Source organism: Lentilactobacillus kefiri, from assembly GCF_007989105.1.
GTDB classification, from domain to species: domain Bacteria; phylum Bacillota; class Bacilli; order Lactobacillales; family Lactobacillaceae; genus Lentilactobacillus; species Lentilactobacillus kefiri.
This window is the reverse complement of record NZ_BJVK01000009.1, coordinates 1-16708: the sequence shown is the minus strand read 5'-3', so window position 1 is coordinate 16708 and position 16708 is coordinate 1. Positions and strand designations below refer to the sequence as shown.

Genomic DNA, 16708 nt, shown 5'->3' with positions numbered 1-16708 from the left:
AAATTGTCAGTTTAAAGTATTGAGGATCAATTGAAATTAGCATTTATTGAATTTAAAAAGGTTCCCATTCAGTTTTTAGATCAGACTGAACGGAAACCTTTTTGATTTGTGAAGATTACTCTCCGGAGTTTTCAGATTTTAACGGCATGCTATAAAAGTGATGGCCACCAATGGTGTACATACTCCCATAGGCAGTGTCGTAGTGAATCGTGTAGCGATAAGGCGTATGCAAGTTGTGGATTGTTAAACGGTATTTGTACGCGCCTGACTTGCGGACTTTCTGATCATTAACGCCTTTAAGATTGTGACTGTAATAAAGATAAGTTTTGGATCCCTTCACCAGGGTATGGTTAATTTTGGCATATGAAATCGGCTTTTGATTATATGCAAAAGTTTCATAATAAGTGGTGATCAAAGGCTGATTTCGATGCTGATAGAACTCGACATAACCATCTGAAGTAAGCCTAAGCGCACTGCTGGATGATTTGTATCTTTTGGCCATATTTGTAAATGATTTGACACCGCCGGTATAAAAGACGCCTTCACCAAGTGCCGGCATAAATGCAGGCTTTTTGACCCGCGGATACCTGGATAGCATGTATGTTTGCCAGAAAACAAGTTGGGTCCAGGGTTTCTTCATGCCAACCCGTTTTTTAAGGGCATAACTCAAACCGGTCTGGCCGTTCACAAAGGCGTTGTGCGTTTTGCTGGCACTATCATTGATAATACTGCCACTCACAATGGTTCCCTTTGGAAGAATGACCTTCGAACCTTTGAATGGGCCGGATTTGGTGTTTTGGTTCAATCGGTAATAACGATTAATATTGTTTTGAGTTTTTGCATGTTGATTGACCCAGTGAGATGTCAATCTGTGAAGCCCCTTTGTTTGGGCCGAGACGTTGGAAGTTGTTAAGCAGACGCTGCCAAGCAATCCTAGCGCAACCAACATGATTCTTTTCTTCATAATGAATATCCCCCCTCAAAAGTATTGTATATAGTCATTACGTGTAGAATACCACACAACTGCCACCGCAAAAAAAGAGCAGCCCAAGATAGCTGCTCAATCCAATCTTATTATTTAAATAAATAAACTTTGCTTTCGTATGGCCGAAGGGTTGTCCCTTTGTCATCATCGTAATTGCTAATCAGCAAATCAGAAGCGGTTGCTTGGCTATAATCACGACTAACGGCCTGGGCGGTAAAGTTGCTCAATACCAATAATGTTTTGCCTTGGTAACGGCGACGATAGGCGAATACTTGATCATCACTGGGATCAAGTTCTTCATAACTACCGAACTTAATCAAATCAGACTGATGACGCAGTTGGATCAGCTTTTGATAGTGGTAGAAGACTGACTGCTTATCATCGATTGCTTCTTTGGCGTTAATTTGCTTGTAGTTGGGATTCAATGCAAACCAGGGCTTGACATCGGAGAAGCCGGCATTCAAACTATCATCCCACTGCATTGGCGTTCTTGCATGATCACGGGAACGGCAAGCCATATATTTGAGCATGGTTTTACCATCAATGATTTTTTCTTGATCAACAATCTGATGATAGGAGTTGAGAGCCTCCAGGTCCTCATATTGGTCCAGTCTGGTGTACTTAACGTTGGTCATGCCCAACTCTTCACCTTCATAGACAAATGGGGTTCCCTGCATCATGTGAAGGGTGGTACCCAGCATTTTAGCAGCTCGGACCCGGTACTTTGGATCATCGGTTGCGAACCGTGAAACGGCTCTCGGCTGATCATGGTTGTTCCAATACAGACTATTCCAGCCTTTACCGTCCAAGGCCTTTTGCCACCGTGAGAGGGCCTTTTTCAGTTCGGTTAATTTAACAGGCGTGTCATCCCATTTTCCCAAGCGCGGATCGGGGTTGGGGGATAGGTGGACGTGTTCAAATTGGAAGACCATGTTGAGCTCATGACTATCCAAACCAGTGTACGCGATAGCATCCTCAGGAGTTGACCCGGGCATTTCCCCGACGGTCATAACATCATAGTGTGAGAGGACCTTATCGTTCATCTCATGCAGATAATCGTTTAATTTTGGGCCATCGGCGACTAAATCTTCCACCATTCCATAGGTTGCAGGTTCGGGGGCATCCGGCAATCCGGCGGGTTTGGAAATTAAATTGATAACGTCCATTCTAAAGCCGTCAACGCCTTTATCCAACCAGAAGCGCATGATGTTCCAAACTGACTCTCGTACTTTAGGATTCTCCCAGTTCAAGTCCGGCTGACCCGGCGCAAACAAGTGCAGGTAATATTGGCCCCGTTCAGGGACATACGTCCATGCAGGGCCACCAAAGGCAGCGTGCCAGTTGTTGGGCTCATGGCCGTCGACTGGATCACGCCAGATGTAGTAGTCGGCGTATTGATTATCCTTTGACTGTTTGCTTTCTTGGAACCAGCGATGCTTGTCTGACGTGTGGTTGACGACTAGATCCATCAGGAGTTTCAGTCCGTGAGCGTGGATCTGTTTAAGCATTTCATCAAAGTCAGCCATGGATCCATACGTTGGCAGAACTTTTTCATAATCAGCGATATCATACCCGTTGTCTTTTAAAGGAGAGTCATAGATTGGGTTGAGCCATAATACATCGACGCCCAATTTTTTTAAATAATCCAAACGTTTAACAATCCCGGGAAGGTCGCCGATGCCATCGTGATTGCTGTCTTGAAAGCTCTGTGGATAGATTTGATAAACTACGGCGTTTTGCCACCATTTGTGTGTCATAAATATCGATACCTCCGCTTTACTTCATATAGATTAATCGGATTAGGCAATCGGTTCTGTAAAATCCAGCACCCATTTTTTGATGATTCAACTTGAATTCCAAGTGACTGCCATCCTTATTTCATGGTATCACAAACGTTTGAGTAAAAAATGAAATTTAAGCTCTGTGGTATAATTAATTTTGATGAATTTTCGAAAATAATGCTGGTAAAGGGGTGAATCCATGGCTGCCACAATTAAAGATGTTGCCCGTGTTTCCGGGGTTTCTCCGGCAACTGTATCCCGGGTCTTATCGAATCAAAAAGAGTTTTATTCAGAGAAAACCGCCAAAAAAGTCCGTGCGGCAGTCAAAAAGCTTGGCTACCGACGCAATACAAGTGCGGTTGAATTAGTCACCCAGCGCAGTAAGGTGATTGCCGTTTTGGTAAGCTCGACGCAAACCAACTTTGCCGATCAGATTCTAAAAGGTATTCAGGAACGGGCCAAAGTTCGTGACTTGAGTGTCATGATTATTTTTGCCGGTGAAGGTGACGCTGATATTCAGGCAAAAGCCATTCGAACCGTGATTGAACGATCGGTGATGGGAATCTTGTTGGTTGCCATTGACTTGGATCCGTCAAATGACGAATTGTTGGAGAGCGCCAATATTCCGTTTATTTTCATTTCAATGACGTTAAAGAATGGTAAATTCCCGTTTATTTCGTCTAATGATTTCGATATTGGTTATCAGGCGACAAAATATTTAATCGCCAAGGGACATCGGAAGATTGGCTTTGCCGCAACCGACCTGCACTCATTTGTTGGTAATTTACGTTATGAGGGCTATCGTGATGCGATGCGTGATAACCAGCTCCAATTTGAAGATGACTGGATTTGTGATGGTCATTTTACTTATCAGGATGGCGTTTCGGCAATGAAGCATTATGGCAGCCAAACACCTTTAACCGCTGTGATTGCTTCAAGTGATATAGCAGGCATCGGGATTTTGAATCAGGCAAACAGTTATGGGATGCGAGTTCCGGATCGGCTGGCAATTCTGACCGTCGACGGAACCCAGCTCTGCGATATTGTCCGGCCCAAGTTGTCGAGTGTTACCCAGTCATTTTATGAGATGGGGGCTAAAGGGATGGACATGTTGGTCAGTGAATCCTTTAAAGATTTCTATTCGATGTATACCCCAATTAAAATAGTTGAACGTGAAAGTGTCTAGGAGACGATATAATGAAAGCAATCGTATTACGTCACCCGGGTGGACCGACCGCCTTATCTTATGAAGAAGTACCGATGCCAGAGGTCAAAGATGGCTGGACGTTGCTGAAAGTTAAGGGATTTGGGATTAACCGTTCTGAAATTTTCACTAGAAATGGTTGGTCACCGACAGTTAAGCTGCCCCGCATTTTAGGGATTGAGTGTGTCGGAGAAGTGGTTAAAACCACTGATCCGGATCGCCTGCAGAAAGGTGAAATGGTGATCGCCACAATGGGTGGAATGGGCCGAGACTTTGACGGCAGTTACGCTGAATACGCCTTGTTACCCAACAAGCGGATATTTACTGTTCAGACAAGTCTGGACATTTCCAAATTAGCTGCGGTTCCCGAAACATACGGCACGGCGTTTGGCTCTTTACTGAAGCTCAAGCTGGGGGATGCCCATTCGCTGTTGGTTCGTGGTGCGACCAGTGGTGTCGGGGTTGCTGCTGCAAAGCTGGCCAAGGCAATGGTTCCTTCAATTAAACTAGTTGGTTCAACCCGTCACTTGGAAAAGACTGATGAGTTAAAGTCAGCTGGTTTTGACGAAGTGGTTTTAGATAAAGATAATCGGATCGACACCAACGGTGAAAAATATGACCGCCTGCTTGAACTGGTTGGCCCATTAACGCTGCCCAACTCGATGATGGCGGTTAAAGAAGATGGCATTGCCTGCATCACCGGTGAACTTGGTGGCGTCTGGGACCTGACACATTGGGAACCCATTTATGGTCTGCACGGGGCTTACCTCACAAGCTTCTCATCAGGAGCACTGAACCAATCGACGTTTGATCAGTTGTTTGACCTTATCAAGCGGGGTTCGATTGATGTTGCCCCAACCAAAACCTTTGATTTGAAACATACGGCGGATGCCCAAGCTTATTTGGACAGCCACGACAGCTTTGGTAAAGTGATCGTTTTACCGTAAATAATCGCAAAAAAGGACTGGAACAAAGTTTTTACTTTGTTCCAGTCCTTTTGATTTTAATTAGTTATCTTGTTTCTCTAATGAATTAGCTTTATCAATCGCAGCTTGTTGTTCACGATATTTCTTGGTTTCGTAATAAAATACCGGAATTCCTACAGCAACAAAGACAAATGAGGTCAATACACCAGGCAGATCCGACATGATTTCACTGACAATTACAAACAGTGAACCCCCAATTGCCAAGATTGGCGTAACTGGGAAGAATGGGGTTGAGAATACTCGGTGTTGATTAGGATTGCGTTTTCTTAACAAGAAGACGCCGACAAATGCCATAACGTAGAAGCAGTAAACGGTGAAGATACATAGTTCTGACAAACGATCGGCATTGGAGAAGACAATCATGATGGCAACGATGATTAATTCGGCAACGGTCGAGAAGATTGGGGTATGTGACTTTGGATGTAAGTATGACAAAGTCTTTGAGAATGGCAACTGGCCACGTTTGGCCATTGCGTACATAATCCGTGGGAACGTCATGATTTTACCGTTCATACAGCCGACAATCGAAATAATAATTCCGATACTCAAGATCTTACCACCGACTTCACCAAAGGCTTGGTTGGCAATATAAGGAATGGCACTGGTGCCCAGACGATGAATCTGTTCTGCTGGTACGGAACGGTAAACACCGTAAGAAACAAGAAGGTAAACGACCAACACAGCCAAAATACCAAATGTAATGGCTTGAGGAAGCAGCTTGCGTGGATTTTTAATTTCACCACCCAAGTTGGCAACCAGAATCCATCCATCAAAAGCAAACAACGTTGCCAAAATTGCGACACCGAAGTTTCCGGCTGATTGATGAACGTGAACCAGGCTTTGGCCGAATGCATTTTCGTTTCCGAAGAACAGACCAAAAATGATCAAAGCGGCAACTGGAACCAATTTACAGATAGTCGTAATAATAGCAAACGTTGCACCATATCGATTAGAAAATAAATTAAGAATTCCGACTAAAATGACGGTTACAATTGCCAAAATGGCATTATATTTACTTGGGAAACCAAAGAAATCGGATAATAAGATTGCCAGGTAGGCGCCAAGCGACGCGATCATCGCCGGGCCATAGATGATAATCTGCATCCAGCCGGATAAGAAGCCCCAAAGCTTTCCATAGATTCGCTCCATATAGACATAGAGGCCACCGGTTTCAGGCATTTGAGAGGCAATTTCAGCGATGGTCAATCCGGCGGTAATGGTTAAAATACCACCTGCCAGCCAGGCAAATAAGGCCATTGATGTTGAGCCGGCGTCGTCAAGTACAGCGGACTGGCGAACAAAGACACCGGCACCGATAATCGTTCCAATAACAAGGGCTAACGCTGACCAGAGGCCAAGGTCTCTGTCCAACGTTACTTCTTTTTGTTCTTTCATGGTTATTCTTCCTCTCTTCTCATCTTAAGAATGACTCAAACAAACTGTCAGTCAAAACGTTATTCAACTGGCAGAACATACTTTTCAAATCTTTTGGCATCAGTATCGTTTAATTCCGTTGTGATGAGTGTGCCATCATCGCGGTAATCAGTTTTTTCAATGTTGGTATTTTCGTTTAAGTATGAAACAACGTCGCCGGCGTTAAATGGAATTAGCATTGTCAGCTTTTGATAATTTTTAAAAATCTGTTCTTTGATCATTGTGGTTAATTCATGAAGGGACTTTTCGTCTTTGGCAGACATGATCAAGTTGTCACCTTCACGTGATGGAAATGAAATATCCATTTTATCGGCCTTATTCAATGCGACGATCATTGGAACACCAGTTACGCCGATTTCAGTTAAAGTGTCTTCAGTCGTTTTCATCATCAATTCCTGATGAGGATCTGAGTAATCGACAACCTGAATCAACAGATCTGCGTTGGCAGCTTCTGAAAGGGTTGATTTGAATGCCTGAACCAATTGATGAGGCAATTGACTGACAAATCCGACGGTGTCACTTAATAGGAAACGTTTTTGATCTGGCAGGGTCAATTTTCGAACGGATGTGTCCAAAGTGGCAAACAACATGTTCTTTACCATCACCTGCTTATCTTCGTTTTCACCGAAGAGGTTAATCATGCCGTTCATAACGGTTGATTTACCGGCGTTGGTGTAACCAACCAAAGCAACGGTCGGCATTTCACTGCGGTCACGCTGCTTGCGCTTGGTTTGGTCAGCCTTGGCGGTTTCTTTCAACTCTTGGTTGACGTGGGTAATTCGCTTTTCGAGTGTCCGACGATTTAACTCATATTGAGATTCACCGGCACCACGGTTGGTTGCACCACCGGCACCGCTACTGGTACCGGTTTGCTGATCCAAACGCTGACTGGCACTGGTATGCAGCCGTGGCAGCTGATACTTTAATTTGGCCAATTCAACTTGTAGCTTGGCTTCCCGGGATTGTGCCCGGTTGGCAAAAATCTCTAAAATCAATCCGGTTCGGTCAATGATCCGAGCGTGGGTATTTTTTTCAATATTCCGAATTTGACTGGGTGATAATTCATCGTTTGCGACAACGGTGTCGACACCATCATCAATAATGACCTGAGACAATTCTTCAATCTTGCCTTTACCGAAGTATGTGGCAGGATCGGGCTTGTCCAATTTCTGTACCAAAGTTTCAACAACTTTCATATTGTTGGCTTCAGCCAAGTTATTCAATTCGGTCATTGAATAATCAAAACTGCTGGAACCTCGATTGAGCCCAATTGTGACAACAGGTGTTAAAGTTTCTTGTAAATCCATGCGGTGCCTCCTAATAAATTATGTGTTCAAGTATAACACACAAATGTAAATAAATCGTAGACAAAGTGGGTAGATTTGATAGGTTAAATGATAAATTATGAGAAGAAATTAGAATTTACACAAGTAAATGTTATTTTAGCCTTGATATTAAAGTAAAAAACCAGCTGTTATTGATATAGAATGCCGATATAAAAGAATTTCAATAATAATGAAAATACCATTGATTTTAATCAAAATCTAATTTAGAATAAATCTATTCACATAAATACATAATAACAGAAGGGAAGTTTCATGTTTATGAGAACTAAAGCAATGTTAAAGATCGGTGGGGTTGGACTGCTCACTGCACTTGTATTAGCAGGATGTGGCAGCAAGTCTTCCGATTCAGGTACCAAAAAGCAGACGGCCAATTGGATGGTTGCCGCCAATATCAACACAATGGATGCATCAAAGATGACTGATTTGATTTCCAGTCAACATATTAACGCAACCAACGAAGGACTTTTGAGAATGGCCAAGGACAATTCAGTTGTTCCTGGTGTTGCCAAGAACTATACCGTCTCTAAAGATGGCAAGACTTGGACATTCAATCTCCGTCATTCAAAGTGGAACGACGGTAAGCCGGTTACTGCCAAAGATTTTGTTAACTCATGGCAGCGGACTGTTAACCCAAAGACGGCATCACAATACTCGTACATTTTCAATAACATCGAAAATGCTGAAAAGATTAATGCCGGCAAGATGGCTCTTTCAAAACTTGGTGTTAAAGCTGAGGGGAACTACAAGCTGGTCGTTCATTTGATCAAGCCACAAAGTTACTTCAAATACATGGTTTCTCAAAGTTACTATTTCCCAGAAGAAACTTCGATTGTTAAGAAGTACGGTTCATCATACGGAACCAATGCTCAAAAGAACGGCTATAACGGCCCATTTGTCTTAAAGGGATGGAACGGTACCAACGACAGCTGGAAGTTGGTTAAGAACCCTAAATATTGGAATGCCAAATCGATTAAGCTTGATCAATTAAACATTCAGGCAATTAAGGATCCAAATACCGCATTGAATGGTTATCAAAGCGGTAAGCTGGACTTCACGACATTAAGTGGAACCCAAGTTAAACAATATAAGAATGATAAGAACTACCACGTTTACAAACAGGCTTCAATTTATTACCTGGAAATGAACGAAAAGAAGTTCCCAATGTTTAAGAATAAGAACCTTCGAAAAGCATTCTCACTGGCAATTGATAAGAAACAGCTTGCCAACAAAGTGCTTGCGGATGGTTCACAGGCCCCTAAGGGATTTGTCGCTGATGACATGTCACAACGAAATGGTAAAGACTTTGCCGATGAATCATACGTTAAGGGCGCCGTTGACTACAACCTGGCCGAAGCTAAGAAGTACTGGGCAAAAGGTTTGAAGGAGACTGGCAAGAAGTCAGTCAGCCTGACATTGCTTTCTGACGATACCGACGTTGCCAAGCGGACAACTGAATTTGTTCAAAGTCAATTGACCAAATTACCTGGCGTTAAGATTACCAATCAAAACGTTCCTTACAAGACTCGTTTGGCACGTTCAGCTGCTGGCCAATTTGATTTGGTTATCACCGCATGGAACGCCGATTACCCAGATCCAAGCAACTTCTTGGATATTTTGACTTCCAAGAACGCATACAACAATGGTAAATGGAGCAATGCACAATACGATGCATTGGTTAAGAAGTCTGAAGGCGTAGATGCCGCTAATGAGACGGCTCGTTGGAAGGATATGGTTCAAGCAGAGAAGATCTTGATGAACGATCAAGGAATTGTTCCACTGTATCAACCAGCTATTTCAACATTAATGAAGCCAAAGATTCATGGTGTCCAATTCTTCCCAACCGCACCACAATGGGATTGGAGCAAGATTTCAGTTAAATAATCGGGTGAAAATTTGAACCTGACTCATAAAATCTGGTAGGAAGCGATCCAACGTTTCCTACCAGATTTTTTGTGATATCAAGGCTATTACTGCTACATCGATGTCAGATTCCCTTTATGCAGGATTGACTGCATAATTGTTTGATCCGGAATTTCCTCATATTGTTAGTAAAAGAATGGCTAAAAATGTGAATCGGTTTACCTGAGGTGTGAACTTTCGAAACGATTATGAGCTGTCTTAACATCAAAAATATTTTTACCAATAAATTATTTTGTGAAATGTAAACGTGCAAATGCCATGAATTGCCGGTAATACAACACTCGTATACGCATAAATAAATGCATATACCAATTTAATTATCTTTAAATGAGTTAAATGCTCAGATTGTATTTGCTTTTAATCAAATTTTAATTTAAAATAAGAGCATCACAAATGATATATTTCATAATTCAGAAGGGAAGTATCGCAATATGAAAATTAATTCATTAGCGAAGCTCGGTGGGGTTGCCCTTGTTACTGGCCTTATCCTCGCAGGGTGTGGAAGTAAGTCGTCACAGTCGAAGAAACAAGAAATCAGTTGGATGACACCATCACCAATCGCAACGATGGACACATCAAAAATGACTGATTTGTATTCAGCACAGGTTGCCAATGGTACCAACGAAGGACTCCTTCGAATTGCCAAGGATAACAAAGTTAATCCTGGGGTTGCCAAAAGCTACAGTGTTTCAAAAGATGGATTGACATGGACATTTAATTTACGTCATTCCAAGTGGAGCAATGGTGATCCTGTTACTGCAAAAGATTTTGTCTTTTCATGGCAACGAACCGTTAATCCAAAGACTGCGTCACAATATGCATACATATTTGCCAACGTTAAGAACGCAGACAAGATCAGCAGCGGAAAGATGGCCGTATCCAAGCTTGGTGTGAAGGCTGAAGGAAACTACAAGTTTGTTGTTTCTCTTTCAAAGCCACAAAGTTACTTCAAGTACATGGTTACTCAACCAGAATTCTTCCCACAAAATCCTAAGACCGTTGCTAAATACGGCAGCAGTTTTGCAACCAATGCAACTAAGAACAGTTACAATGGTCCATTTATTTTGAAGGGTTGGAACGGTACCAACGATACTTGGACATTAACCAAGAACAAGAATTATTGGGATGCCAAGAGCGTCAAGGTTAAGGATGTTAAGTTCCAAGCTGTTAAGACACCATCAACTGCTTTGAACAGTTACAACAGTGGCAAGCTTGATTTTACTACTTTGAGTGGAACCTTAGCTGCCAACAACAAGAAGAACAAGGATTACACCGTTTATCCTCAAGCTTCAACTTCATACATGGAATTCAACACCAAGAAGATTCCAGCACTTCGTAATACCAATATCCGTAAAGCCATGGCTTTAGCAATTGATAAGAAGCAAATGGTTAACAAGGTTATGCAAGGTGGAGACATTACACCTAAGGGCTTTGTTCCAGCTGATATGGCTAAACGAAGCGGCAAAGACTTTGCTAATGAAGCATATGTAAAAGCCGGTACCGATTACAACTTGAAGGAAGCTAAAGCCTTATTCGCAAAAGGTATGAAACAAGTTGGTAAGAAGTCATTGAGCTTAACCTTATTGGGTGCCGATGATGATGATACCAAGCGAGCAACTGAATTCGTTCAAAGTCAATTAACCAAGTTGCCTGGCTTGAAGGTTACCAACCAAAACATTCCGTTCAAGTCAAAATTGACTCGTGCACAGAACCAACAATTTGACCTGGTACTTTCTGCATGGATTGCCGATTACCCAGATCCAAGTAACTTCTTGGACTTGATGACATCAGATAACCCACAAAATGATGGTAAATGGTCAAACAAGCAATATGATGCTTTGATGAAGAAATCAGAAACAACCGATGCCAACAATGAATCAGCTCGTTGGAGTGATATGGTTCAAGCTGAAAAGCTTTTGATGAACCAACAAGGATTAGTTCCTCTTTATCAACAAGGTCAAGCAGCTTTGATCAAGCCTTCTGTTAAGGGTGTTCAACCATTCCCAACTTCACCACAATATGATTGGGCAAAGGCTTACGTTAAGTAATTATTAAATGAACAGTTCGATGTATTTGAGGCTGGTTATTGAAATCCGGCCTCTTTTACATTATTATGGGGTTTATGAAAAAACAGTTACAACATAATTAGAAATGAGAGGAACACTTATGGCAAAATACTTGGGAAAACGAATATTTTACATTATTCTGACCTTGTTTATCGTCAGTACAATTACCTTTTTCTTGATGAAATTAATGCCTGGTACTCCATTGACTAACCAAGCCAAATTGACACCGACACAAATTCATCAGATTTATAAGCAGTATGGATTGGATAAGCCGGTGTGGCAACAATACCTGGTCTACCTTGGTGGAATTATCCATGGTAACTTTGGTACTTCATTCCAGTTTAGTAACCAACCAGTTTCATACTTGATTACCAGCCGACTTGGACCATCATTGATTATTGGTGGCCAAGGGATGGTTCTTGGAGTTCTTGCAGGATTGATTGTTGGAGCTGTTGGTGCCATCAGAGCCAACACTTGGGTTGATACTTCAGCTACAATCATTTCAATTCTGTTTATCTCAATTCCTTCATTCGTTTTGGCGGTACTCTTGCAGTACTACCTGGGCTTGAAGTTGAGATTGTTTCCAATCGCTGACTGGGGCGGGTTTATGTATACCGTCCTGCCGACGTTGGCACTGGCCGCGTCACCATTAGCTGAAACCGCTCGATTTATGAGAACGGAAATGGTGGACGTCTTGAGTTCGGATTATATTGAACTTGCCAAAGCCAAAGGTCTTAACAAAGTTGGGATCATTTATCATCACGCATTACGGAATAGTTTAATTCCAGTTGTTACAATTATTGGACCTTTGGCCGTTAACATTATGACCGGTTCAATGGTTGTTGAAAATATCTTCTCAATTCCTGGTATTGGTGAACAATTTGTTAAGTCAATTTTGACTAACGATTATCCAACTATCATGGGACTGACAATTGTCTATAGTGCAATGCTTTGTGTTGTGTTGTTAATTACCGATATCGTTTATGGATTAATTGATCCACGAATCAGAATTAATAAGTAGGAGGGAGAATAATAATGGCAGACAATGCAAAACAAACTTCAGCTGCTGATTTCACACCGATTGCCGGTGCGGATCGGGCCAAGCTGGACGACGAAAAAATCGCAACGCCATCTTTAACTTTCTTACAAGACTCGTGGCGTCGATTGAGAAAAAATAAAGCAGCGATGATCGCACTGATTATCCTGATCATCTTATTCATCCTGGCATTTGGTTCAGGATTCTTCGAAACACATAATCCTAATGCTACCAATCCGAACCTGGCTAACTTGCCTCCTAAGATTCCTGGTATTGACATTAATGGGTTTAATGGAACAATCGAACAGTCTGGTTCACGAATTAATGCGTATGCCCAGGCAAACGCCGGAAATCATTTCTATATTCTAGGAACTGATTATCTTGGCCGTGACTTGTTCTCAAGAATTTTATATGGTACTCGAATTTCACTTGAAATTGCTTTGATTGCCAGTTTCTTCGATTTGGCATTCGGAGTTGTTTACGGAATTACTTCAGGCTGGATTGGCGGCCGGGTTGATACTTTGATGCAACGAATCATTGAAATCATGTTGTCAATTCCTAACCTGGTTGTCATGGTTCTGCTGATCCTGGTCTTGAAACCAGGTATGACCGCAATCATCCTTTCAATTGCGATTACCAGTTGGATTAACATGGCCCGGCTGGTCCGAGCGCAAACGCTGGAGCTCAAGAACCAGGAATTTGTCCTGGCGGCTCGAACGTTGGGAGAAAGTTCTTGGAAGATTGCCTTCAAGCATTTGTTACCAAACTTGAGTAGTGTGATTATCATTAACTTGATGTTCACCATTCCAACGGCGATCTTCTTCGAAGCCTTCCTTTCATACATTGGTATTGGTATCAGTGCGCCACAGGCATCACTTGGTACTTTAATCAATGATGGACAGAAGAACTTCCAATTCCTGCCATATCAAATGTGGTATCCAGCGATTGTTCTTTCAGTATTAATGATTGCATTTAATATCTTGGGTGATGGACTTCGTGATGCCCTTGATCCAAAGAGTAGAGAGTAGGTGTTTTGAGATGGAAAACGATAAAGATGTTCTTGAGGTAAGAAATCTCAAAATCAACTTCAATACTTATGCAGGTACTGTTAAAGCGATTAGAGATGTCAGCTTTGACCTGAGAAAAGGAGAAACCCTTGCGATTGTTGGGGAATCCGGTTCAGGAAAAACTGTTACTACAAGAAGTATTATGGGGCTAAATTCACCCAACGCTGTCATTGACAGTGGAACGATTATGTTTAAAGGCCAAGACTTATTAAAGAAGTCACGTAAGCAAATGGATAAGATCCGTGGTAGAGATATTGCAGAAATCTTCCAGGACCCAATGACTTCCCTTGACCCAACTATGAAGATCGGTAAGCAAATTGCCGAACCACTCATTATTCATAAAGGTATGAAACGTGAAAAAGCTTATGCCCAAGCCTTGGAAATGATGAAGTTAGTTGGAATTGAAAATGCTGAACAGCGGATTAACAACTATCCTCACCAATTTTCAGGTGGTATGAGACAGCGGATCGTGATTGCGATTGCTTTGGTTAACTATCCTGAAATCCTGATTGCTGATGAGCCAACAACTGCTTTGGATGTAACCATCCAAGCACAGATTTTGGACTTGATGAAGGAATTACAGGCTAAGACCAACACTTCGATCATATTTATTACCCATGATTTGGGTGTTGTTGCCGGAATGGCTGATCGGGTTGCTGTTATGTATGCCGGTAAGATTGTTGAATATGGAACGGTTGATGAAATCTTCTATAATCCAAAGCACCCATATACTTGGGGACTTTTGAACTCAATGCCGACAATGGATACCAGTGGTACAGAGTTACCTTCAATTCCTGGTACACCTCCAGATTTATTGGAACCACCAGTTGGGGATGCTTTTGCAGCCCGAAACAAATATGCCCTTAAAATTGATACTGAAAAGCAGCCACCATTCTTCAAGGTATCGGATACGCATTATGCTGCTACCTGGTTATTGGATCCAAGAGCGCCAAAAGTGACGCCACCAGAACCAATTATCGAACGTCAAAAGCACTATGCTAAACTTGTTCATCAAGAAATTGATAAGAGCAAGGGCAAACATGTTGAAGAACAGGAGGAACAACTGTGATCGATTATTCAGACGAAAATAAAATATTGCAAGTTGAACACCTGAAGCAGTACTTCAACATTGGTAAACCAAACGAAGTTAAAGCTGTCGATGACATTACCTTTGATGTCTATCGTGGTGAAACCTTTGGCTTGGTTGGTGAATCCGGATCCGGTAAAACAACGACCGGTCGGGCAATCATCCATCTGTATGAACCAACTGCAGGAAAGATCATTTTTGATGGTCAGGATGTTTCAAAGCTCGATTCTAAAAAGCAACAACAGACCTTCCGACGAAACATGCAGATGATTTTCCAAGATCCTTATGCATCATTAAACCCTCGAATGAAGGTTAAAGATATTGTTGCTGAAGGGATTGACATTAATCATTTGGCAAAAGATGATGCGGACCGTTCTAAACAGGTTGAAGATTTATTGGAAACTGTTGGTTTGAACAAAGACCATTCCAGCCGTTATCCACATGAGTTCTCAGGTGGTCAGCGACAACGAATCGGAATTGCCAGAGCGTTAGCGGTTCAACCACAATTTATTATTGCCGATGAACCAATCTCAGCTTTGGATGTTTCCATTCAGGCCCAAGTGGTTAACTTGTTGAAAAAGCTGCAGCGTGAACGAAACTTAACGTATCTGTTCATTGCCCATGACCTTTCAATGGTTAAGTACATTAGTGACCGAATTGGGGTTATGCATTATGGAAGAATGTTGGAAATCGCCAGCTCAGATGAGATTTATGCTCACCCGCTGCACGATTACACAGCAAGCTTACTGTCTGCGGTCCCAGTTCCAGATCCTGAGTACGAGCGGGCTCGTGTGCAGATTCCATACGATGCCAGTCAAGAATTTGACGGCAAGGAACGTTCACTGGTTGAAATCGTTCCACATCATTGGGTACGTGCCAGTGAAGACGAAATTCCAATGTATAAGAAACGCGCACAAGAGGATTCAAGGTTAAAGAAGTAGTGTGCGGAACCAAGCGTTTAGAGACTGAAATCTAACAAGGGCCAACCGAAAATCGAGTTTGATTTTTGGTTGGCCCTTGTTAGATGCAAGTCTCTGCTTGGTGGAGCACGATTCGGCTAGGTAGAAGGGGAGCCACCGAAAATCGAGTTTGATTTTTGCTTGACGCCTTTTAGATGCAAGTCCTTGCTTGGTGGAGCACGATTCGGCTAGGTAAAAGGGGAGCTCCAACCGAAAATCGAGTTTGATTTTTGGTTGGCCCTTGTTAGATGCAAGTTTCTGCTTGGTGGACCAAGATGCAAACCAACCATTCATTAAGTAATCCTAAAGAACACCCTCAATTTAGAGAGTGTTCTTTATTTTTAAACTTGGTTTAAGCCACCTTGGATAACATATAGTTATTCAATGAATGAAAGGCGGCATGTATTATGTCAACACTACTAGATGATACTAAAATGATTAAAAACGTTGTTTCTGCTCAACTTGCTAAAGTATTTTATCCATTTATTATGATTAAAACCGAAGATGGCCAATACTGGCAGCTTAATTTGTCCAATAAAGAAAAGCACGATCCATTATTCTGGGAATCAATGAAGCTGATTATGCGGTCAAAGATTTGGATTCCGGTTGGCCGTAAATATCATCAGACACTTGATGATGGTTGGCAGGTTCCAAGACAGGAAGCCTGAATGGTCTGAATTAGATTGCCTTAAAGTCCACTCCGAGCTCGGGGAGCGGTTAACCAGGATGCAAAGGTCCTATGACAAACTTAAAAACAAAGTTGGTCAAAAACTAAAAAACACATTGAATCGAGAAGGGGAATGAGAAGCTCTCCCAATCAATTCAATGTGTTTTTTT

13 protein-coding genes are annotated in these 16708 nt (G+C 42.1%); 9 read left to right on the top strand and 4 right to left on the bottom strand.

Annotation, left to right across the window (positions count from 1 at the left end; translation table 11 throughout):
- Positions 1-115: 115 nt before the first annotated feature.
- Both LKE01_RS04825 and LKE01_RS04820 read right to left on the bottom strand, forming a co-directional pair.
- Positions 116-964, bottom strand: a complete 849-nt coding sequence (locus LKE01_RS04825) for a hypothetical protein (protein WP_056982001.1) — start codon at positions 962-964, stop codon at positions 116-118.
- Positions 965-1074: 110 nt separating this feature from the next.
- Positions 1075-2742, bottom strand: coding sequence for a glycoside hydrolase family 13 protein (locus LKE01_RS04820; protein WP_056981999.1), 1668 nt, complete (start codon positions 2740-2742; stop codon positions 1075-1077).
- A 223-nt stretch (positions 2743-2965) separates the two neighbouring features.
- Between LKE01_RS04820 and LKE01_RS04815 the strand changes: the two genes are divergently transcribed.
- On the top strand, positions 2966-3952 hold the full coding sequence (locus LKE01_RS04815; protein WP_056981997.1) for a LacI family DNA-binding transcriptional regulator: 987 nt from the start codon (positions 2966-2968) through the stop codon (positions 3950-3952).
- 11 nt (positions 3953-3963) lie between these two features.
- Positions 3964-4917 carry a zinc-binding dehydrogenase gene (locus tag LKE01_RS04810; RefSeq protein ID WP_056981995.1) on the top strand — a complete coding sequence of 318 codons (954 nt, stop codon included), beginning with the start codon at positions 3964-3966 and terminating at the stop codon, positions 4915-4917.
- A gap of 60 nt (positions 4918-4977) precedes the next feature.
- On the opposite strand, the gene LKE01_RS04805 is transcribed toward LKE01_RS04810, so the two are convergent.
- On the bottom strand, positions 4978-6351 hold the full coding sequence (locus tag LKE01_RS04805) for an APC family permease (RefSeq protein WP_054769769.1): 1374 nt from the start codon (positions 6349-6351) through the stop codon (positions 4978-4980).
- A gap of 59 nt (positions 6352-6410) precedes the next feature.
- Positions 6411-7697, bottom strand: coding sequence for a GTPase HflX (hflX, locus tag LKE01_RS04800; protein WP_056981993.1), 1287 nt, complete (start codon positions 7695-7697; stop codon positions 6411-6413).
- 297 nt (positions 7698-7994) lie between these two features.
- Between hflX and LKE01_RS04795 the strand changes: the two genes are divergently transcribed.
- The 7 genes from LKE01_RS04795 (at position 7995) to LKE01_RS04765 (ending at position 16539) form a co-directional block, all read left to right on the top strand.
- Entirely contained in the window at positions 7995-9617 is a 1623-nt protein-coding gene (locus tag LKE01_RS04795) for a peptide ABC transporter substrate-binding protein (protein ID WP_054769770.1), read from the top strand.
- 470 nt (positions 9618-10087) lie between these two features.
- On the top strand, positions 10088-11704 hold the full coding sequence (locus tag LKE01_RS04790; protein ID WP_056981992.1) for a peptide ABC transporter substrate-binding protein: 1617 nt from the start codon (positions 10088-10090) through the stop codon (positions 11702-11704).
- 118 nt (positions 11705-11822) lie between these two features.
- On the top strand, positions 11823-12743 hold the full coding sequence (gene opp3b / locus LKE01_RS04785) for an oligopeptide ABC transporter permease (RefSeq protein ID WP_056981990.1): 921 nt from the start codon (positions 11823-11825) through the stop codon (positions 12741-12743).
- Between the two features lie 14 nt (positions 12744-12757).
- Entirely contained in the window at positions 12758-13786 is a 1029-nt protein-coding gene (locus LKE01_RS04780) for an ABC transporter permease (protein ID WP_056981989.1), read from the top strand.
- Between the two features lie 10 nt (positions 13787-13796).
- Positions 13797-14894: an ABC transporter ATP-binding protein gene (locus LKE01_RS04775; RefSeq protein ID WP_054769768.1), complete on the top strand. Its 1098-nt coding sequence runs from the start codon at positions 13797-13799 to the stop codon at positions 14892-14894.
- Positions 14891-15853, top strand: a complete 963-nt coding sequence (locus LKE01_RS04770) for an ABC transporter ATP-binding protein (protein ID WP_056981988.1) — start codon at positions 14891-14893, stop codon at positions 15851-15853. The genes LKE01_RS04775 and LKE01_RS04770 overlap by 4 nt, the downstream gene beginning before the upstream one ends.
- Positions 15854-16278: 425 nt before the next feature.
- On the top strand, positions 16279-16539 hold the full coding sequence (locus LKE01_RS04765; RefSeq protein ID WP_054769766.1) for a hypothetical protein: 261 nt from the start codon (positions 16279-16281) through the stop codon (positions 16537-16539).
- Positions 16540-16708 lie beyond the last annotated feature (169 nt).